The sequence below is a fragment of the Nocardia fodinahabitans genome (assembly GCF_052983615.1).
Genome location: NZ_JBRJJC010000001.1, coordinates 289,838 through 310,112 on the forward strand (window position 1 = coordinate 289,838; position 20,275 = coordinate 310,112).

Below are 20,275 nucleotides of genomic sequence, written 5' to 3' on the forward strand. Positions count from 1 at the left end.
CCAAACCGACCGATGTCTTACTCGAGATAGAAAGGCGCGCTTGACATTTCGCCATTCGATGTCAAACAGGAAAGCCCGTGATTTTCAGATCGATGGGGTCCGCCGGACCGGGGTAGGATCGAAAGCCCTGCTCACACAAGCGCCGCCGGCGCACACCCGGATCGGGGCAGCATGACGAGTGACCAGCCCGCGACGAACGACGACTGGCGCGGCGACCGCGCGGGATCCGCGGCGGCGGGAACGAATCCGACGGCACTGCGCCGGCTCACCACCGGCTGGGCCGTGATCGGCGACACCCAGCACCTGCCCGGGTACTGCGTCCTGATCTACGACGGCGAGGCCGATCAGCTCACCGACCTGCCACGGGCGGAGCGGGTCGCGTTCATGGCGGATCTCGTCGTTCTGGGTGAGGCGGTCGAACGGGCTTGCCGGGCAGCCGATCCCGCGTTCGCGCGGATCAACTACGAGGTGCTCGGCAACACCTGGGCACACCTGCACGGACACGTCCACGCGCGCTACACGTGGGAACCGGACAGCCTGCGGGTCGGCCCGGTGCACCTGTACGGCGCCGAACGCACGGCCCCCGAGTACGCGCTCGACGCCCGGCACGACGACTTGCGCGCCGCGATCACGGCCGCCCTCACCGACATTCTCGCCGAGGGCTGATCAGCGTGCGGCGGTGCCGCTTCCGACGACCAGCAACTCCGGCAGCGGATGGTCGACGATCGGGGCGGGCGGGCGGACCGACGGGCCGCGGCGCAGGACCGAGCAGCGGCGGGCCAGAACGACGCCGCAGGATCGGACCGCGGTGGTGATCAGATCCTCCGCCAGCGGCAGGTCGTCCTCGCGACAGGCGAAGACCGAGAAGCGCACGGCGCGTGGGTCGGTGCGCGGGTCGGACTGCAGGATAACCTCGGCCGGGCAACTCGCCAGCAGCATGATCGCCGCGGCGAAGTCGGCATACGGGTCCCCCGAGCCGATCTCCACCCCGGCGGCGACGGCGGCGAACAGCGCGGGCAGACTCGGCTGTTCGGGGACTTCCTGGCCGTCCTGGATGCGCGACCACCGGCGCACGGCCGGCTGGTCGGCGATGTCGGTTCGGGTGCGCCAGCGTCGGCGCCCACATTCGAGCAGTCGCGTCGCGGCCGCCTGCCAGACGGCGGCGTCGTCGATGCGGGCGACGATGCGCAAGCGGCGGCACTCCCCCGTCGCGTCCGGGGTACCGATCGGCTCGATCGCCGGGACTACAGCGCCCGCGGTGGGTCGGTACGTCTGCATAACGAACTCCTACCGCGCGAAGGTACCCAACGAAGCCCGACCGGCCGGACCGCGGCGCCATGCCTGCCGGAACGCCCAGCCCGCGGCGAGCACCGCGACCACCACCACGGCGGTGATCACCGCCAGCACCACCACGCCCGACCGGCCGACCCCGGCGGAGCGGGCGATCATCGCCGACGCGGCGATCGGGCCCGCGGTGGCGAGAACCGGGATCAACAAGATCAGTCCGACGGTCACCAGCGTCGACGGCGACAGCGTCGATCTCACTGCGGAAAAGCTCTGCCGGGCACTCACCGTGTGCGGCCCCGACTGCCGCGCGACTGTAGCCATTTCCGCCCTCTCGTTACCCGAATGGGACCCAGCGAGCCATGGGCCACTAAACGTACAGCCCGGATCCGGCATGTCGCGTAGTTCGTCACGAAACAGTGATAACCCAAAATCGGCCTTCGCTCACCTCTCGCGAAGATAGCGAGGTCAAGCATATATTTACAATTAGCGGAACATTTGCTGTCGCTGCATGATATTCAGATCGCATAACAATTCCGAGGACCACCGGAGGGTGAGTCGCACCTTTCACCGGACAGTGCTCACACTGCGGAGAATGGAGCGGCGAGTTGTGCGGCCGCGCCGAGACCTTTTATTCGGCACCCTGCGGCGCGGAGCCGAAGCTGCCCTCGAGCCGGTTCCGCGATCCGGGGTGGACCAGCCGGGCCGCGCTGACCAGTCCGCCCGAGGACCAGGTGCGCCGCCGAATCAGCAGACACGGCTCGTCGCGATCGATGTCGAGCAGCGCGCACTCCTCCCGGCTCGCGCGCACCGCCTCGACGACATGCTCGCCGCGGATCAGCGGGGCCACCTCACTGAGGTAGGTGTTCGGGGTGACGGTGGTGAAATCCTGCGCCAGATAGTCCGGCGCCTGCGCCGGGTTGACGTAGCGGTCCTCCACCTGGATCGGGACATCGTCCTCGAGGTGCACCAGCAGCGAGTGGAACACCCTGCCGCTCATGGCGTTCCCGAGGATCGGATCCCGGTCGCCCGCTTCTTCCGCGCGGACGAACACCACCTCGGTGCGATGCCGGTGACCGCGCCGCGAGATCTCGTCGGCGATATTCCTGACCTCGAACAACGGCGAGGCGGCCTTAGTCGGGGCGACGAAGGTACCCACTCCCATCACTCGGTTCAGCGCGCCGTCGGCGGTGAGGTCGCGCAGGGCGCGATTGATCGTCATCCGGGACAGACCCAACGCGTTGACCAGCTGGTTCTCCGACGGGATCTGCTCACCCTCGGTCCATCGGCCGCCCTTGATCTGCGCCATGATCAGCTGCTTGACGCGTTCGTACGCCGCGAACTCGGTGCCCAGTTCGCTGTACAGCGCAGCCAGGTCCGCATCGACCACTTCGATCGCCACCACGGTATCCGTTCCCTCGATGTGCCCAGAGAATACGTTGCGCCCGAACGACACAGCACGCTTGACAGCTACTTGTATATACAGGACTATACCACTAGTCTGGATTTCAGTGACCCAGGACACAGCCGCCATCTCCGAGGAGTGAACCGATGACCGACGCCGCCACCCAGCCCGAATCCGGCCCCCGGCCCGTGTCCGCCCCGCGCGGGCCGCAGCTGCACACGCTGGGCTGGCAGCAGGAGGGCGCGCTGCGGATGCTGATGAACAACCTCGATCCCGAGGTCGCCGAGCGTCCCGACGACCTCGTCGTCTACGGCGGCACCGGCCGCGCGGTGCGCAGCTGGGCGGCGTTCGACGCGATCGTGCGGACGCTGGAGACCCTCGCCGACGACGAGACGCTGCTGGTGCAGTCCGGCAAGCCGGTTGGGGTGTTCCGCACCAACGAGTGGGCGCCGCGCGTGCTGCTCGCCAACTCCAATCTGGTCGGCGACTGGGCGAACTGGGAGGACTTCCGCAAGCTCGAGCAGCTGGGCCTGATGATGTACGGCCAGATGACCGCGGGTTCGTGGATCTACATCGGCAGCCAGGGCATCCTCCAGGGCACCTACGAGACGTTCGGCGCGGTGGCGCGCAAGCGGTTCGGCGGTACCCTGGCCGGCACCATCACCCTCACCGCCGGCGTCGGCGGCATGGGTGGCGCGCAGCCGCTGGCGGTGACGATGAACGAGGGCGTCGCGCTGTGCGTGGACTGCGATCCGGCCCGCATCCATCGGCGCATCGCGCACGGGTATCTCGACACCGAGGCCGACACCCTGCAGCAGGCGCTCGAGCTCGCGATCGCGGCCCGCGACGAGCGGCGCGCGCTGTCGATCGGCCTGGTCGGCAACGCGGCCGAGGTGTTCCCGCAACTGCTCGCCATGGACGCGCCGATCGACATCGTGACCGATCAGACCTCGGCCCACGACCCGCTGTCCTACCTGCCGATCGGGGTCGCGCTCGAGGATTGGCACACCCTCGCCGAGAAGGATCCGGCGTGGTTCACCACCGAGGCGCAGGCGTCGATGGCCAAGCATGTCGAGGCAATGGTCGGGTTCCTGGACAAGGGCGCCGAGGTGTTCGACTACGGCAACTCGATTCGCGACGAGGCCCGCAAGGGCGGCTACGACCGGGCTTTCGCGTTCCCCGGCTTCGTGCCCGCCTACATCCGGCCGCTGTTCGAGGAGGGCCTTGGCCCGTTCCGCTGGGCCGCGCTGTCCGGCGATCCGAAGGACATCGCCGCCACCGATCGCGCCATCATGGAGCTGTTCCCCGACAACGAGCACCTGAAGCGCTGGATCACCATGGCCGGGGAGAAGGTGCGGTTCGAGGGTCTGCCCGCGCGGATCTGCTGGCTCGGCTACGGCGAGCGCCACCGTGCGGGCCTGAAGTTCAACGAGATGGTCGCCTCCGGTGAGCTCTCCGCACCGCTGGCCATCGGCCGCGACCACCTCGACTCCGGCTCGGTGGCCTCCCCCTACCGCGAAACCGAGGCCATGGCCGACGGTTCCGACGCCGTCGCCGACTGGCCGCTGCTCAACGCCCTGCTCAACACCGCCTCCGGCGCCTCCTGGGTCTCGATCCACCACGGCGGCGGCGTCGGCATGGGCCGCTCCATCCACGCGGGCCAGGTATGCATCGCTGACGGCACTGCCCTGGCCGCCCAGAAACTCGAGCGGGTCCTCACCAACGACCCCGGTATGGGCGTCATCCGCCACGTCGACGCGGGCTACGAACACGCCGCCGACATCGCCCGCGCGCGTGGGGTGCGGATTCCGATGCAAGAGAACTGATCCCCACGCTGCCGCCCGCACCGTGCGCCGGTGCGGGCGGCAGCGTCGTCTCACTCCTCCTGTGCCGCCCGGAACCTCGCCTCCATCTCCGCGGCGAGGTGGGGCTGCGCGGCCTCCATCCGCTGCACGTAGGCGACCGCGTCGCCGACCGTCTTCAGACTCGCCAGGTCCTCGTCGGGAATCTTGACGTGGTACTTGTCCTCGAGCTGGACGGCGATCTCGACCAGCGACAGCGAGTCGATCTCCAGTTCCTCGACGAAGGACTTCTCCGGCGTCACCTCCTCGGCGTCGATGCCGGTGACCTCTTCGACGATCTCGGCGATGCCTGCGACGATCTCTTCCTGCGTGGTAGCCACGAATCTCCTTGTCCGGTGGGTGATACCGGTACGGTAAAAGCTCCACCGGGGTGGAGGTTCAAGGGATAGTGACGGACGACACACACGCGCTGATCAGCATCGGGGACCTGGCCCGCAGCACCGGACTCCCGGTGCGCACGATCCGGTTCTATTGCGACGAGGGCATTCTCGAGGCCCGGCGCAGTCCGGGCGGGCACCGGCTGTTCGAGGCCGACAGCGCTGTCGAACGGCTGCTGCTGATCCGGCGGTTGCGCGCGTTCGGACTCGGGTTGGGGCCGATCACCGAGGTCCTGCGCGGTGAGCGAGCACTGGCGGAGGCCCTCGCTGCCGAAAGCGCCAGGGTCGAGGTCGAATTCCGGTCGGTGGCGTGGCGCAGAGCGTCGCTGGCGGCGGTCGGCTCGGCGGCTCCGGCGCAGCTGGCCGCGCGGCTCGCGCTGCTGGCCGCTGCCCAGGACGGCAGTGCGCTCCACGACGATCTCGTGCGGTTCTGGCGGCGGATCCTCGCGCCGATCGAACGCAGCGAGGTCGACCGCTACGTGGGGTGGAATGTCCCGGAACCACCCGCCGACCCGACCGTCGACCAAGTCGTCGCCTATGCCGAGCTGGCCGCGCTCGTGGCCGACCGGGAGACGATCGGGGCTGTGCGACAGCACCTCTGGTGGCATCAGCCGGAACTGATTCGCGACCCGCGCGGGCTGTACGCCGACGTGGCGGAGGCGCTGGCGGACGTGGTGGCGCGAGTCGCCGACGACGTCCGCCCGCGGCGCGGCAGCGAACTCGATCGCTTCGTCGCGGCCCACGCCGATGCCCGCGGGCTCCGTGATTCCCGGGAGTTCCGGGAGCACTTGCTGGCCGACGCCCCCGGCGACCGCGTCCACCGCTACTGGACCCTCACGGCCCAGTTCTTCGGTGACCGGATCACCGTGGGCCGTGCCCTCGACTGGGTGCGCGGCGCACTGGCCGACTCGGCGGCTCGCTAGGAGTCGAGGGTGATCGGTTCTGCGGGTGGGCCTTTCAGTAATAGGTCTGCCAGGCGAGTCGGCAGGTCACCCGGGACGACGCGGTCGGGACTGTCGGCGAGATCTGCGAGGGTCCACCAGCGGTGGCCGGTGGCGCGTTCGACCTCGGTGAAGCCGGAGGTGCCGGATCTCGATCGACGAGGACCTGTACCCGGTGAATTCACCGGGCACAGGTCGTGCGGTGGTCAGCCCAGGGGGCCGGTGACCGATTCGGCGGCGGCGAGGAGCGTGCCGGAGATGGCGAGGTGATAGGCGGCGTCGATTTCAGGGGCGAGGTAGCGGTCGGGGCCGGGGCCGGGGACCTGGGTGCGCAGGGCGTCGCGGACGGCGGCGGTGGCGGGGGCCGGGGTGAGGGGGGGCCCGCAGGTCCAGGGCGCGCGCGGCGGTGAGGGCCTCGATGGCGAGGACGCGGGTGAGGCCGTCGATGGCGCGGCGCAGTTTGCGGGCGGCCGACCAGCCCATGGAGACGTGGTCCTCCTGCATGGCCGAGGACGGGATCGAATCGACCGAGGCGGGGGCCGCGAGGCGCTTGAGTTCGGAGACGAGGGCGGCCTGGGTGTACTGGGCGATCATGTGACCGCTGTCGACGCCGGGGTCGTCGGCCAGGAACGGGGGCAGGCCGTGGTTGCGGGCCTTGTCCAGGAAGCGGTCGGTGCGGCGCTCGCTGATGCTGGCGACATCGGCGACGACGATGGCCAGGAAGTCCAGGACATAGGCGACGGGGGCGCCGTGGAAGTTGCCGTTGGATTCGACGCGACCGTCGAGGGTGACGACGGGATTGTCCACGGCACTGGCCAATTCGTACCCGGCGACGCGTTCGGCGTGCGCCAGGGTGTCGCGGGCGCCACCGGCCACCTGCGGTGCGCAGCGCAGCGAGTAGGCGTCCTGGACGACGGTGCAGTCCGGGGTCGCGTGACTGGCGACGATCGCCGAATCGGCGAGCAGGCGCGTCATATTGGCGGCGGCGACGGCCTGGCCGGGCTGAGGACGCAGCGCCTGCAAATCGGCGGCGAAGACCTTGTCGGTGCCGAGCAGGCCCTCCACACTCATGGCCGCGGTGACATCGGCCAGGCGCAGCAGCCGGCGCAGGTCGTGGCAGGCCAGCACCAGCATGCCGAGCATGCCGTCGGTGCCGTTGATCAGCGCCAGCCCTTCCTTCTCCTCCAGTTCCACCGGCTCGATGCCCGCGGCGGCCAGAGCCTCGGCGGCGGGGCGTAGGTCACCGTCGGCGTCGCGGACGGTGCCCTCGCCGAGGACGGCCAGCGCCACGTGCGCCAGCGGCGCGAGATCGCCGGAACAGCCGAGGCTGCCGTACTCGTAGACCACCGGGGTGATCCCCGCCGACAGCAGCGCGGCGTAGGTCTCGGCGACGACCGGGCGCACCCCGGTCCGGCCGGTGGCCAGGGTCGACAGGCGCAGCAGCATCAGCGCGCGCACCACCTCCCGCTCCACCTCGGCACCCGAACCGGCCGCGTGCGAGCGGACCAGGCTGCGCTGCAACTGCTTACGCAGCTCGAGCGGGATGTGGCGGACGGCGAGCGCGCCGAAGCCGGTGGATACGCCGTAGACCGGCTTGGGGTCGGCCGCCAAGGCCTCGATCCGCCGACGGCTCTCGCCGATCGCCGCGAGCGCGTCCTCGGACAGCCGCACCGGGGCGCCGTCCCTGGCCACCCGCACCACGTCCTGGGGCGCCACCGGCCCCGTGCCGACGACGACCGGTTGCGCCGCGACGGGGGCGGTCCGGTCCGAGTCGATGCTCACTATGCTTTCTCCATTCCGAACGATGTGCGGGACAAGGTTTCTCAGGCGATATCGGCGACGGGCTCGGGCGCGGCGACCGGTTCGGGCGCGGCCGGGGCCGGCCGGACCCAGAGCCGATAGGCCACCCACAGCAGCGCCAGCCAGATCGTGCCGACGACCAGCGCCACCCGGCTGTCGGCGTCGAAGGCGATCACCGCGATCACGAACACCAGGAACCCGATGGTGATCAGCTGGCCGTAGGGCCACAACGGCACCGGGAACTTCAGCGCGGCGACCTCGGCGGCCGACATCCGCTGCCGCGAGCGGTACTGCGAGAACAGGATCATCAGCCAGACGAAGATGGTCGCGAAGGTGGCGATCGAGGCGATCACCAGGAACACCTTGTCCGGGATCAGGTAGTTGAGCAGCACGCCGACCAGCAGGGTGACGGTCATGATGACCACCGTCATCCACGGCACCCCGTTGCGCGAGACCTGCCGCATGACCGCGGGCGCCTGACCACGCTGGGCCATGCCGTACATCATCCGGCCGGCGCCGAAGATGTCGCTGTTGATGGCCGACAACGCCGCGGTGATCACGACGACGTTCAGCACGGCCGCCGCGGGGCCCAAGCCCAGGCTCTGGAAGATCTGCACGAACGGGCTGCCCTCGTCACCGATGGTCTGCCACGGGTTGATCGCCATGATCACCGCGAGGGTGAGCACATAGAACAGGATGATCCGCACGGGCACGGTGTTGATCGCGCGCGGGATGGTGCGCTGGGGGTCCTCGGCCTCGCCCGCGGTGATGCCGATGATCTCGGTGCCACCGAAGGCGAACATGACGATGGCGAAGCAGGCGACGAAGCCGCCGAAGCCGGTCGGGAAGAAGCCGCCGTCGGTCCACAGGTTCTGCACGCCGGCACCGGTGTCGTGGATGCCGAAACCGAAGATCAGGATGGCGATGCCACCGGCGATCATGGCCACGATGGCGACGATCTTCACCAGGCTGAACCAGAACTCGACCTCGCCGAACACCTTGACGCTGAGCAGGTTGATCGCGCCGATGAAGAAGATGATCGACAGCACCCAGATCCAGCGGGGCACGTCGGGGAACCAGAAGCCCATGTAGACGCCGAACGCGGTGACGTCGGCCAGACACACGATGAGCATCTCGAAGGTGTAGGTCCAGCCGGTCACGAACCCGGCCAGCGGGCCGAGGTGCTTAGTGGCGTACTCGCCGAACGAGCCGGAGACCGGGTTGCTCACCGCCATCTCGCCGAGGGCGCGCAGCACGAGGTAGATCGCGGCGCCGCCGATCAGGTAGGCGAGCAGCACCGACGGTCCCGCCCGGTGGATGGCCTCCGCCGAGCCGTAGAACAGGCCGGTGCCGATGGCCGAGCCGAGCGCGATGAAACGGATGTGACGCGCGGTGAGTCCTCGCGTCAGCACAGCAACGGGCTTGTTCACACCATTCTCCCGGGATCGGAAAGGCGCACGGATCGGGTGATACCCGCCGGATTCGCCTGTGGGGCCGGTCACAACGACCGCTACATGTATAAACCTGTATATACAGCCGTGTCAATCCACGGCCGATCGCCGGGCAGCCTAGCGCTTGACGCACCTGTCTATACAGGCATATACATAGCGGACGTGACCCAGCGCACAGGCGCCGGCCATACGCTCGACGACATGGTCGACACCCGCACCTAGGAGGACTCCCCCCGTGCCCACCACCGCACTGACCGGCATCGGCACCCTGGTCACCAACGATCCCGCCCTGGGCGACGGCCCGCTCGGCCTGCGCCGCGACGCCGCCGTCGTCTTCGACGACGCGACGGTGGTGTGGGTCGGCGACAGTGCCGACGCGCCCACCGCCGACACCGGCGTCGACCTCGGCGGGCGCGCCCTGCTGCCCGGCTTCGTCGAGACCCACTCGCACCTGGTGTTCGCGGGCGACCGCGCCGAGGAGTTCGCGGCCAGGATGGCCGGGCGACCCTACGGCGCGGGCGGCATCCGCACCACCATCGAGGCCACCCGCGCGGCGACCGACGAACAGCTCGCCGCGAACGTGGCGCGGCTGATGGACGAGTCGCTGCGCGCGGGCAGCACCACGGTCGAATGCAAGAGCGGCTACGGCCAGACCGTCGCCGACGAACTGCGCAGCGTGCGGATCGCGGGCCGGTACACCGACGAGGTGACCCTGCTCGCCGCGCACGTGCCGCCGCCGGAGTACGCCGGGCGCGCCGACGACTACGTGGCGATGGTGTGCGCCGAGATGATCCCGGCGTGCGCGCCGCACGCCCGGTGGATCGATGTGTTCTGCGAGCAGGGCGCGTTCGACCGCGACCAGTCGCACGCCGTGCTCTCGGCGGGCATCGCGCACGGCCTGGTGCCGCGCGTGCACGGCAATCAGCTGCACCAGGGTCCCGGCGTGCGACTCGCGGTGGAACTCGGCGCCGCGTCGGTGGATCACGTGACGCACGTGACCGCCGCCGATATCGACGCGCTGGCGGGCAGCGAGACCGTGGCCACCCTGCTGCCGGGCGCCGACTTCTGCACCCGCAACAGCTATCCCGACGCGCGGGCGCTGCTCGACGCCGGCGTCACCGTGGCCCTGGGCGCGGACTGCAATCCCGGCACGAGCTACACGACGAGCCTGCCGTTCTGTATCGCGCTGGCGGTACGTGACCTGCACATGACGCCCGACGAAGCCGTCCTGGCGGCGACCGCGGGTGGCGCACGAGCCTTGCGCCGCACCGATATCGGCGCGCTGACGCCCGGCATGCGGGCCGACGCGATCGCGCTCGACGCGCCCTCCCATCTGCACCTGGCCTACCGTCCCGGTGTTCCGCTGATCGACCGGGTGTGGCGCGGTGGCACGCTCGCCTACGCGAAATGAGGTCCGTCCGATGATGTCCGAATCCTCGTGGACCGGCCGGATCGACGGCGCCACGTCCGAGCATCTGCGCTGGCACCAGGCGGTCGCCCCGTACGTGCCGGGCACCGATCCCGGCGCGTGCGTGTTCGTCGGCTTCGCCAGCGACGAAGGCGTGCGGCGCAACAAGGGCAGGACGGGCGCGGCGGCCGGCCCGGAGGCATTGCGCCGCGCGCTGTCACCGATGGCGCTCGACGCTCCGCTGCGCGCGTTCGACGCGGGGACCGTCGCCGTCACCGACGGCAGGCTGGAAGACGGCCAGCGCCGGCTCGGCGCGACGGTGTCGGACCTGCTGGACGCGGGCGCCTTCCCGGTGGTACTCGGCGGCGGGCACGAGGTCGCCTACGGCACGTATCTCGGGGTGGCGGGCGCGGCGCGGCGCACACCGGGCACGATCGTCGGAATCCTCAATCTGGACGCGCATTTCGACCTGCGCCCCGATCCCGTGCCCAGTTCCGGTACCCCGTTCCGGCAGATCCTGGAACAGGATCCCGAGGTGCGATACGCGGTGGTCGGGATCAGCCAGCCCAGCAACACCACCGTCCTGTTCGACACCGCCGACCGCTTCGGCGTGCGGTATCTGCTCGACGACGACTGCGCGCCGGACCGGGTCGCCGCGTTCGTCGCGGAGTTCCTGGCCGGGATCGACCTGCTCTACCTGACCATCGACCTCGACGTCCTGCCCGCCGCGGTCGCGCCCGGAGTGAGCGCGCCCGCCGCGTTCGGTGTCCCACTGCCGACGATCCAGGCCGTCTGCGACCAGGTCACCGCCAGCGGCGCGCTCGCCGTGGTCGATGTCGCCGAACTCAATCCCGACCTCGATATCGACCAGCGCACCGCGCGCACCGCGGCCCGGCTGCTGCACCGTCTCGTCACCCGGCATGTGCGCGGCTGAGATCGACGATCTTGCGCTATAAGGCTTGCCTACCCTAAAGTCTGCCGTGATCCGGTACGCAACCTTCGCATCTCGGCGGGGGTGACGACCGCGCCGTCGTCCCGCACCCGCCCGTCGACCGATCCGCATGCACCACAGCGTCTTCCGCCTGCCCGACGGCCAGGCGCGCTCGGTCGTGCGCGATGAGGAATCCCCACCGTGTCCACTCCAGCTCTGCGAAGTCCGGCGCTGCGCCGCACCGCGATCTTCGCGCTCGGCGCCGCCGCGCTGGCGCTGTGCGTCGTGCTCAGCCTCGCGCTCGGCTCACGGTCGGTGCCCGTGGGCACCGTCGTCGACGCGGTCCTCGGCCACGGCACCGATCGCGACGCGGCGGTGATCACCGGAATGCGGTGGCCGCGCACGGTCGTCGGGCTCGTGGTCGGGGCGGCGCTGGGTCTGGCGGGCGCCATCGTGCAGGGGGTGAGCCGCAATCCGCTGGCCGCGCCGACGACCCTCGGCATCAACGCGGGCGCGGCGCTGGCGGTGGTCACCGCGATCTACGCGCTGGGCCTGAGCCAGCCCGGGCAGTACGTCTGGTTCGCCTTCGCCGGTGCCGCCGCGGCGGCAGCGACCACCCTCGCGCTCGGACGCCGGGCCGGCGATCTGGACCCGATCCGGCTGGTGCTGGGCGGCACCGTGGTGCAACTGGTGCTGGCCTCGTGGACCTCGGCGATCCTGCTGTTCAGCGAGCGCACCCTCGACGAGGCCCGGTTCTGGCTGGTCGGTTCGATCGCGGGACGCGAACTGTCGGTGCTGGTTCCGTTGCTGCCGCTGTTCGCGGTCGGGGCCGTCGTCGGGCTGGCGATCAGCTCCGGGCTCAATGCCCTCGCCCTCGGCGACGAGGCGGCCGAGGCGCTGGGCGTGCCGGTCACCCGGATCCGGGTCGCGGGCATGGTGGCGGTCGTCCTGCTGGCCGGTGCCGCGGTGGCGGTGGCCGGGCCGATCGCGTTCATCGGGCTCGCCGCGCCGCATCTGGTGCGTTTGGTCGCGGGCACCGACCACCGGGTGCTGGTGCCCGGCTGCCTGCTCGCGGGACCACTGTTGCTGCTGAGCGCCGACATCGTCGGCCGGATGATCATGCGCCCGACGGAAGTCGAGGTCGGCATCGTCACCGCGTTCCTGGGCGCGCCGCTGCTGGCGGTGCTCGCGACGCGGAAGGTGCGCCGATGACCACCCTGATGACCTCGACGACCACGCGGGTCCGGCTGCTCGCCGTGGTCCTGGCCTGCACGCTGCTCGTGATCGTGACCGTCGCGCTCGCCACCGGCGAAGTGCCGATGGACGCGCTCACCGCGCTGGGTGCCGCGATCGGGCTCGGTGATCGCGGCGACGTCTACGTCGTCCAGGAGTTCCGGGCGCCCCGGATCGCGGCCGGCGTCGTCGCGGGCGCCGGTCTGGCCGTGGCCGGCGGGGTGCTGCAACGGTTGTTCCGCAATCCGCTCGCCTCCCCCGATGTGATCGGCGTAACCGGTGGCGCCTCCCTCGGCGCGGTGGTCGTGCTGGCCGCGGGCGCGAGTCAGTACTCGATTCCGCTCGCCGCACTGGCGGGCGGGATGGTGGCCGCCGTCGCCCTCGGCGCGATCGGCTGGCGGTCGCAGTTGTCGACGGCCCGGCTGGTGCTGGTCGGCCTGGCGATCCAGGCCGGACTCGCCGCCGCGGTGAATCTGGTGATCGTGCGCTTCCCCAAGGAACTGGCGGGCTCGGCGATGCACTGGACCGCCGGTTCGCTCTACGGCCGGACCTGGCCGGAGGTCACCGGCGCCGCCCTCGGCTCCGTCGTCGTGCTCGTCGTGCTGTGCGTGCAGTACCGCACTCTGGCCGTACTCGATCTCGGTGACGACTCGGCGGGCGGGCTCGGCGTCGGTGTCTCGGGGTCGCGGCTGCGGCTGCTGTGCACCGCGGTGGCGCTGGCCGCGCTGGCGGTGGCCATCTCCGGGCCGATCGTGTTCGTCGCGCTCGCCGTGCCCCAGCTGGTGCGGCTGCTGTGCGGGCCACCGACGGCGGCGACCCTCGCCGTCACCGGGCTGGCCGGCGCGACCCTGCTCACCGCCGCCGACTTCGTCGCGCAGAACCTGCTGCCGGTGCAGGGCCTGCCGGTCGGCGTCGTCACCACCACCGTCGGCGCACCGTGGCTGCTGTGGCTGCTCGTGCGCGACAGCAACCCGGCGAATCGGAGGACCACATGACCGAGCGACCGAGCAACGAACTCGCCACCCGCGCACTGGCCCTGCGCTACGGCGAGCGCACCGTGATCGACGGGCTCGACCTGGTGCTGCCCGGGCACGCCGTCACCGCGATCGTCGGCCCCAACGCCTGCGGCAAGTCGACGCTGCTGCGCGGCCTGACCCGGCTGCTGCGCCCCGCGGGCGGCACCGTCACCCTCGACGGCGCCGATATCCACCGGATGTCCGCGCGCACCCTGGCCCTGCGCCTCGGCCTGCTCCCCCAGCAGCCGATCACTCCGGAGGCCATCACCGTCGAAGCGCTGGTGCGCCTGGGCCGCTACCCACACCAGAAGATGCTGCGGCCCTGGTCGGCGAGCGACCAGGCGGCGGTGGAGGAGGCCATGGCGCGCACCGGCACCACGGCTCTGCGCGACCTGCCCGTCGACCAGCTCTCCGGCGGACAGCGCCAACGTGCCTGGATCGCACTGGCACTCGCGCAGGACACCGATCTGCTGCTGCTCGACGAGCCGACCACCTTCCTGGATCTGCGCCATCAGCTCGACGTGCTCGATCTGGTGGCCGACCTCAACGCCGACGCGGGCCGCACCGTGGTCATGGTGCTGCACGATCTCGGCCAGGCCGCCCGTTACGCCGACCATCTGGTGGTCCTGCACGACGGCAGGCTGGCCGCGGCCGGGCCGCCCGCGGAAGTGCTCGACGCCGACCTCGTGCGCACCGTCTTCGACGTCGAGTGCCGGGTGATCCCCGATCCCGAAACCGGGACCCCGCTGGTGGTTCCGCTGGGCCGGGCCGCCAGGGCGCGCGTCTGACTTCCCCTCTCGGCGACCCGGCTCCGGGTCGCCCTGTCCCCCACCAGAAATGAGGACCGTCATGTCCCTTCGACGTCTCCGCGCCCGCGGAGTCCGCCGGGCAGGCACCCTGGCCGCGGGCGCGCTCGTCGCGCTCGGCACGCTCGTCGGCTGCGGCACCGACACCGCGACGACCGGTGGCACCAACACCGCCGCCGACGCGGCGAGCTTCCCGCGTACCCTCGACACCGTCATGGGCCAGGTGACCATCCCGCGCGCCCCGCAGCGCGTGGTCGTCCTCGACACCGCCGAACTCGACTCGACCACCCTGCTCGGAGTGACGCCGGTCGGCGCGGTCATCCCGCACACCAAGACCGCGGGCGGCTTCCCCGACTACCTGAAGGCGGGCCTGGACGGCGTCACCGATGTCGGCCCGCTGCTCGAGCCGAACCTCGAGCGCATCGCCTCCCTGAAGCCCGATCTGATCCTGTCCTCGAAGATCCGGCACGAGAAGATCTACGACAAGCTCAGCGGCATCGCGCCGACCGTGTTCACCGAGACCACCGGTGGCCCGTGGAAGGCCAACCTGGCCGTGCACGCCAAGGCTCTCGGCCTCGACCAGCAGGCCGCGGACGCGCTGCGCAGGTACGAGACCCGCGCGCAGGCGCTGGGCGCGGCGATCAAGGCGAAGAACAACGGCGTCGCGCCGTCGGCCTCGGTGGTCCGCTTCCTGGCCGGCCCGACCCGGCTGTACCTGACGCAGTCGTTCAGCGGGGTCGTGCTGACCGACGTCGGCCTGAACCGCCCGGCCAACCAGGTCTCGGCCGACACCAAGAAGATCATGCTCGAGGTGAGCCCGGAACAGATCGACGGCGCCGACGCCGACCTGATCTTCGTCGCCACCATCGACGATCCGGGCAAGACGCCCAAGAACGCCGTCACCAGCGGCCCGGTCTGGCGCGATCTGGCCGCGGTGAAGAACGGCAAGGTGTACGAGGTGCCGGACGAGACCTGGATGTCGGGCATCGGCGTGCAGGCGGCCCAGCGGATGCTGGCCGACATCGCCCAGGCCACCGGCGTACCGCTGCCCGCCGAGTGACCGTCGATCGCGGTCACTCCGAGACGGAGTCCGCTCGCAGGTTCTGCGTGCGGGCAACGGTGGCCCGCATGACCGGCTCGACGATGCGCGCCGCGATCGGCCCGATGATCGCCATCAGCAGCACATACGTGGTCGCCAGCGCGGCGAACCCGTCGGGCACCGCGCCGGCGGCCACGGCCAGACCCGCGATGACGATCGAGAACTCGCCACGGGCGACCAGCGCGGTACCGGCCCGTGCCCGGCCCAGCTGCGAGGCGCCGGCGCGTTCGGCCGCCCACCAACCGGTGGCGATCTTGGTCGCGGTGGTGACCACGGCCAGCAACACCGCCCAGCCGAGCACCGGCGGGATGGTCCGCGGATCGGTGCTCAGCCCGAACAGTACGAAGAACGTCGCCGCGAACAGATCGCGCAGCGGCTCGAGGATCTTGGTGGCGTCGTGCGCGGTGGAATCGGAGATCGCGATACCGAGCAGGAACGCGCCGACCGCCGCCGACACCTGCACCGCCGAGGCCACACCGGCGACCAGCAGCGCCGAGCCCAGCAGCTTGAGCAGGAAGATCTCCCGATCCTCACTCGCCACGATCGCGGAGACGAACTTGCCGTAGCGCAGCGCGACGACGAGCACCACCGTCACCGCGACCAGCGCGATCCCCACGGTGGTCAGGCCAGCCACGAAGCCGACACCGGCCAGCACCGCGGTCAGCACCGGCAGGTAGATCGCCATCGCCAGGTCCTCGAACACCAGGATCGACAGGATTGTCGGCGTCTCGCGGTTACCCAGCCTGCCCAGGTCGTTGAGTACCTTCGCGACGATGCCGGACGAGGAGATATAGGTGACGCCCGCCATCGCGATCGCTCCGGTCGGACCCAATCCGAGCATGAGCGCGACGATCACCCCCGGCGTCGCGTTGAGCACCAGATCGAGCAGGCCCGCCGTCCACGATTTGCGCATGCCCGTGACGAGTTCACCCGCGGTGTACTCCAGCCCGAGCAGCAACAACAGCAGTACGACACCGATCTCGCTGGCGATGTGGATGAAGTCCTCCACCTCGTGCAACTCGATCAGGCCGCCGGTACCGAAGACCAGACCACCGAGCAGATACAGCGGGATCGGCGAGAGGCCGACCTTGGCCGCGATCCGCCCGAGCACTCCCAACCCGAAGAACACCGCCCCCAACTGGATCAATGCCAGCGAGGTTCCTGTGAGCTGCACGCGCTCAGCCGTCGCAGAGAATCGCAGCGGCGGCGTCGAGCCCGGCATTGGTGCCGACCACGACCACCATGTCACCACCGACGAACCCGAACTCGGGACCCGGTGAGGCGTGCACCTGGCCGGCCCGCAGGACCGCCACGATCGAGGCGCGGGTCCTGGTCCGCATCTCGGTCTCGCCCAGTCGCCGCCCGGCGTAGGGCGAGTTCGGCGGCACCGGCATCGAGCGCGTGCTCACGCCGTCGAGATCGCGGTGTTCCTCGCGCAGTTGCGCCACCAGCTGGGGCGCACCGAGCAGGCTGGCCAGGGCGCGAGCCTCGGTGTCGGACAACGGAATCTGCACGGTCGAGTCGGGGTCGCCGACCTTGGTGAAGATCAGGTCGGTACCGCCGTCCCGGTGGTCGACAACGCCGATCCGGCGGTCCACCTTCGTCAGCGAAAACTCTTTCCGGACACCGATTCCCGGCAGGGAAGTCACATCTACATTCATTGGATCACCTAACCTCAGCTAGGCGATAGCTTACCTTCCCTTTACCATCCGCACGGGGCTCAACCCTGGTCGAGCAACCTTCCAGCGGCGTCGAGACCCTCGTCGGTGCCGACGACGACCACCAGATCACCGGCGATGAAGGTGAAATCCGTTCCGGGCGACGGAGTCACGTCACCGGCGCGCACCACCGCGACGACCGAGGCCTTGGTCCGGGTGCGCATCGCGGTCTCGCGCAACGGGCGACCGTCGAACGGGCTGCCCCGATCGATCACGAACTGCCTGGTCGACAGCTCACCGACGACGGGGGTGTCGCGGGTCTTCTGCACCACCTGCGGCGCCCCGAGCAAACCCGCCAGCACCCCGATCTCGGTGCCCGACAGGGGAATCGAGGTGGTGGTGTCGTAGTCGCCCGCCCGCGAGACCACCAGGTCGACCGAACCGTCGCGGTGCTCGATCACGCCGATCCGCCGACGCGCCTCGGCCAGCGGAAAGTCCTTGCACACGCCGATCCCCGGTAGCGGCGTCACATCGATGTTCACGCCCTCACAGTACGACGACTTCCGAATAACGCCAGCCCTACCCCATTACCCGGCGTTCGCCCTCGAGCCGGTCGATCACGATGGCCACCGGCGCCATCGTCGTCGCGTACCAGGACACACCGTGCGACCCATGCCGCCGCTACCCTCCGCGCCGCCGATTCCCGGGGGAACACGGCGGGCCGGGCCCCGGCCGTGGTGGCGCAGGCTGCCGGCTATCTTCGCCTCCGCCCCGCGCGGATGAGCCGGCTACCGCTGGTCGAACCGCCAGCGGGTGGCGCCGTGCGGATCGGTCAGGGCGACGCCGACCGCGGCGTGAGTGGTGAACCGGTACAGGTACCAGGGCGCCGGGCCCGCGCTCTGGGCGCTGAACGGCGCGGTGATCGCGTCGCCATCCCGTTCGGCGGGCCAGCCGGTGTCGCGGTACGACGCGGTGACCCGGTCGATCTCGGCGTGGTCGGTGGTGCGGGTCGCGGTGCCCTCGACGACGAGATCGACATCGTCGGGGAACCGGAACGACAGCGTGCACGCGGGATTGGCGGCCAGGTACCGCGACTTGTGGGTGCCGGGGCCGCTGGTGAAGTAGAAGTACTCGCCGACCAGCGTCGCCCCGATGCCCGCCGAGTGCGGCCTGCCGTCGGGCCCGACGGTGCCGAGGAACTGGGTGGTCTCCAATGCGGCGAGACCCTTCTCGATGGCGGTGCGCACCCGGCTCCACGGCAGCTGGTCGTTGCCGTAGATGTTCAGATCGGTGGCGTCGACGGGATCGGGCAGCATCGGCACTCCTTCGTCATGGCCCGGGGGCCCGTGGAGGACACGTAACTGGTTGCCGAGTATAGGCGCGGGCCCGGTCCCGAACCGGGGTCCGAACCCGAACGGCTTGCGTATTCGGGCGAAGTTGTGTGTTGTTGAGTCGTGACCAACTCATCCGGAGACGCGTATCCACTCACGGACACGATGACCACCACGACGGCGGTGCACGACGGCGTCACGGTGCTGACGGTGACCGGCGAGGTCGATCTGGCGACGGCGCCCGCGCTGGACGCCACGATCGAGGCGATCCTGGCCGAGAAACCCGCGACGCTGGTGATCGACCTGACCGCGGTCGGATTCCTCGCGTCGGCGGGGATGGCGACCCTGGTCGCCGCGCATCAGCGGGCCGGGGGGAACACCGCCATCGCGATCGTCGCCGACGGGCCCGCCACCAGCCGCCAGCTCAAGATGACGAGCCTGGACCAGGTGTTCGCCATGCACACCACGCTGGCCGCCGCCCTGGCGTCGTTCACGTCCTGACCGTCGAGAAACGCGCTGCCGCCCGGAGAATCTCTCCGGGCGGCAGCGCGTTCGTCGTCGGTGGGGTCAGCAGAGACCGCGCAGCTGCTCGATCAGCTTGACCCGGCCCGCGGCGTCCTCGGCCAGCGGCGTGACATTGAGCGTGGTGACACCGGCCGCGGCCATGGCCGCGATGCGCTCCTTGACGAAGCTCTCCGGTCCGATCAGCGACACGTCGCGGACCAGCTCGTCGGGCACGGCCTGCGCGGCGGCCTGCTTGTCACCGGCCAGGTACAGCTCCTGGATGCGGTCGGCGGCAGCACCGTAGCCGTACTTGGTAGCCAGCGTGTGATAGAAGTTCTTGCCCTTGGCGCCCATGCCGCCGATGTAGAGCGCCAGGTGCGGCTTGATGAACTCCAGCAGCCCGGTGACGTTCTCACCGATCGCCAGCGGCGGGCCCGCGAAGATCTCGAGGTCGCCCAGCGCCGGATCGCGCTTGGCCTTGCCCGCGGCGAGCGCGTCGCCCCAGACGTCCTGGGCCTTCTCCGGCAGGAAGAAGATCGGCTGCCAGCCCTCGGCGAGCTCGGCGGCCAGCTCCACGTTCTTCGGACCCAGCGCGGCCAGCAGCACCGGAATGCGTTCGCGCACCGGGCGATTGATCAGCTTGAGCTCTTTACCCAGGCCGGTGCCACGGTCGGCGGGCAGCGGGATCTGGTAGTACTTGCCCTGGTAGTTGAGCTTCTCGCGGCGCCAGACCTGACGACAGATCTCCACGAGTTCGCGGGTGCGGCCGATGGGGGCGTCGTAGGGCACCCCGTGGAAGCCCTCGATGACCTGCGGGCCGGACGCGCCGATGCCCAGGATGAAGCGGCCGTCGGAGACGAAGTCCAGGCCGGCGGCGGTCATCGCGGTGAGACTGGGGGTCCGGGTGTAGAGCTGCAGGATGCCCGAGGCCAGCTGCACGCGCTCGGTGCGGGCCGCCAGGAAACCCAGGGCGCTGACCGCGTCGAACGAGTACGCCTCCGGCACGAAGACGATGTCGAGTCCGGCGCGTTCCAGGTCGGCGACCTCGGCCGCGACCTCCTTGAACCCGCCCGAGTAGTTGATGCTCAATCCGATCCGCATGCCACCCAACATAGCCCCGCCGTCCCCGGCCACCCCGACCGGTCGGTCTGTCGTCGCAGGTGCTGGTC

General features: G+C 70.3%; 20 protein-coding genes and 1 pseudogene. 10 read left to right on the top strand and 11 right to left on the bottom strand.

Translation table 11 applies throughout. The features are described from left to right. The first annotated feature begins 171 nt into the window (after positions 1–171). Positions 172–666, top strand: a complete 495-nt coding sequence (locus NV348_RS01360; protein ID WP_447145295.1) for an HIT family protein — start codon at positions 172–174, stop codon at positions 664–666. On the opposite strand, the gene NV348_RS01365 is transcribed toward NV348_RS01360, so the two are convergent. The 3 genes from NV348_RS01365 to hutC form a co-directional block, all read right to left on the bottom strand. Beyond that, entirely contained in the window at positions 667–1,278 is a 612-nt protein-coding gene (locus NV348_RS01365) for a hypothetical protein (protein WP_447145296.1), read from the bottom strand. A gap of 9 nt (positions 1,279–1,287) precedes the next feature. Further along, complete coding sequence (locus NV348_RS01370) at positions 1,288–1,545, bottom strand: hypothetical protein (RefSeq protein ID WP_447145297.1); 258 nt, start codon at positions 1,543–1,545, stop codon at positions 1,288–1,290. A gap of 370 nt (positions 1,546–1,915) precedes the next feature. Further along, complete coding sequence (hutC, locus tag NV348_RS01375) at positions 1,916–2,686, bottom strand: histidine utilization transcriptional repressor HutC (protein WP_447145298.1); 771 nt, start codon at positions 2,684–2,686, stop codon at positions 1,916–1,918. A gap of 149 nt (positions 2,687–2,835) precedes the next feature. Here hutC and hutU point away from each other — a divergent pair, with 149 nt between their 5' ends. Beyond that, positions 2,836–4,515: a urocanate hydratase gene (hutU, locus tag NV348_RS01380; protein ID WP_447145299.1), complete on the top strand. Its 1,680-nt coding sequence runs from the start codon at positions 2,836–2,838 to the stop codon at positions 4,513–4,515. Positions 4,516–4,565: 50 nt separating this feature from the next. On the opposite strand, the gene acpM is transcribed toward hutU, so the two are convergent. Next, positions 4,566–4,871, bottom strand: a complete 306-nt coding sequence (gene acpM, locus NV348_RS01385) for a meromycolate extension acyl carrier protein AcpM (RefSeq protein WP_447145300.1) — start codon at positions 4,869–4,871, stop codon at positions 4,566–4,568. A 68-nt stretch (positions 4,872–4,939) separates the two neighbouring features. Here acpM and NV348_RS01390 point away from each other — a divergent pair, with 68 nt between their 5' ends. Then, entirely contained in the window at positions 4,940–5,851 is a 912-nt protein-coding gene (locus NV348_RS01390) for a MerR family transcriptional regulator (RefSeq protein ID WP_447145301.1), read from the top strand. A gap of 224 nt (positions 5,852–6,075) precedes the next feature. On the opposite strand, the pseudogene hutH reads toward NV348_RS01390, so the two are convergent. Together hutH and NV348_RS01400 are read right to left on the bottom strand one after the other, a co-directional pair. Continuing rightward, positions 6,076–7,645: pseudogene (gene hutH, locus NV348_RS01395) on the bottom strand (histidine ammonia-lyase). A gap of 47 nt (positions 7,646–7,692) precedes the next feature. Continuing rightward, the gene (locus NV348_RS01400) at positions 7,693–9,099 is read right to left on the bottom strand and encodes an amino acid permease (RefSeq protein WP_447145302.1); all 1,407 of its coding nucleotides are present in this window, start codon (positions 9,097–9,099) and stop codon (positions 7,693–7,695) included. A 256-nt stretch (positions 9,100–9,355) separates the two neighbouring features. Here NV348_RS01400 and hutI point away from each other — a divergent pair, with 256 nt between their 5' ends. The 6 genes from hutI to NV348_RS01430 all read left to right on the top strand — a co-directional run bounded on the left by hutI (position 9,356) and on the right by NV348_RS01430 (position 15,574). Then, complete coding sequence (gene hutI, locus NV348_RS01405; RefSeq protein ID WP_447145303.1) at positions 9,356–10,531, top strand: imidazolonepropionase; 1,176 nt, start codon at positions 9,356–9,358, stop codon at positions 10,529–10,531. 10 nt (positions 10,532–10,541) lie between these two features. Continuing rightward, positions 10,542–11,462, top strand: coding sequence for a formimidoylglutamase (gene hutG, locus NV348_RS01410; protein ID WP_447145304.1), 921 nt, complete (start codon positions 10,542–10,544; stop codon positions 11,460–11,462). A 198-nt stretch (positions 11,463–11,660) separates the two neighbouring features. Continuing rightward, positions 11,661–12,671, top strand: coding sequence for a FecCD family ABC transporter permease (locus NV348_RS01415; RefSeq protein WP_447145305.1), 1,011 nt, complete (start codon positions 11,661–11,663; stop codon positions 12,669–12,671). Then, a complete protein-coding gene (locus NV348_RS01420) occupies positions 12,668–13,687 on the top strand; it encodes a FecCD family ABC transporter permease (protein ID WP_447145306.1) in 1,020 nt (339 codons plus the stop codon). Before NV348_RS01415 ends, NV348_RS01420 begins: the two co-directional genes overlap by 4 nt. Beyond that, the gene (locus tag NV348_RS01425; protein WP_447145307.1) at positions 13,684–14,496 is read left to right on the top strand and encodes an ABC transporter ATP-binding protein; all 813 of its coding nucleotides are present in this window, start codon (positions 13,684–13,686) and stop codon (positions 14,494–14,496) included. The genes NV348_RS01420 and NV348_RS01425 overlap by 4 nt, the downstream gene beginning before the upstream one ends. A 61-nt stretch (positions 14,497–14,557) precedes the next feature. Continuing rightward, entirely contained in the window at positions 14,558–15,574 is a 1,017-nt protein-coding gene (locus NV348_RS01430; protein WP_447145308.1) for an ABC transporter substrate-binding protein, read from the top strand. Positions 15,575–15,587: 13 nt separating this feature from the next. Here NV348_RS01430 and NV348_RS01435 read toward each other — a convergent pair whose 3' ends face one another. From NV348_RS01435 to NV348_RS01450, 4 genes are all read right to left on the bottom strand, one after another. Continuing rightward, on the bottom strand, positions 15,588–16,787 hold the full coding sequence (locus NV348_RS01435) for a cation:proton antiporter (RefSeq protein WP_447145309.1): 1,200 nt from the start codon (positions 16,785–16,787) through the stop codon (positions 15,588–15,590). A gap of 4 nt (positions 16,788–16,791) precedes the next feature. Then, positions 16,792–17,274, bottom strand: a complete 483-nt coding sequence (locus NV348_RS01440; protein WP_447145310.1) for a cation:proton antiporter regulatory subunit — start codon at positions 17,272–17,274, stop codon at positions 16,792–16,794. A gap of 59 nt (positions 17,275–17,333) precedes the next feature. Next, complete coding sequence (locus tag NV348_RS01445; protein ID WP_447145311.1) at positions 17,334–17,813, bottom strand: cation:proton antiporter regulatory subunit; 480 nt, start codon at positions 17,811–17,813, stop codon at positions 17,334–17,336. A 246-nt stretch (positions 17,814–18,059) separates the two neighbouring features. Next, positions 18,060–18,587 (bottom strand): pyridoxamine 5'-phosphate oxidase family protein, encoded by a 528-nt coding sequence (locus tag NV348_RS01450; RefSeq protein ID WP_447145312.1) that lies wholly within the window; start codon positions 18,585–18,587, stop codon positions 18,060–18,062. A gap of 180 nt (positions 18,588–18,767) precedes the next feature. On the opposite strand from NV348_RS01450, the gene NV348_RS01455 reads away from it, so the two are divergent. Next, a complete protein-coding gene (locus NV348_RS01455; RefSeq protein WP_447145313.1) occupies positions 18,768–19,103 on the top strand; it encodes an STAS domain-containing protein in 336 nt (111 codons plus the stop codon). A gap of 66 nt (positions 19,104–19,169) precedes the next feature. Here the strand turns inward: NV348_RS01455 and NV348_RS01460 are convergent, their stop codons facing one another. Then, entirely contained in the window at positions 19,170–20,207 is a 1,038-nt protein-coding gene (locus tag NV348_RS01460) for an LLM class F420-dependent oxidoreductase (protein ID WP_447145314.1), read from the bottom strand. Positions 20,208–20,275 lie beyond the last annotated feature (68 nt).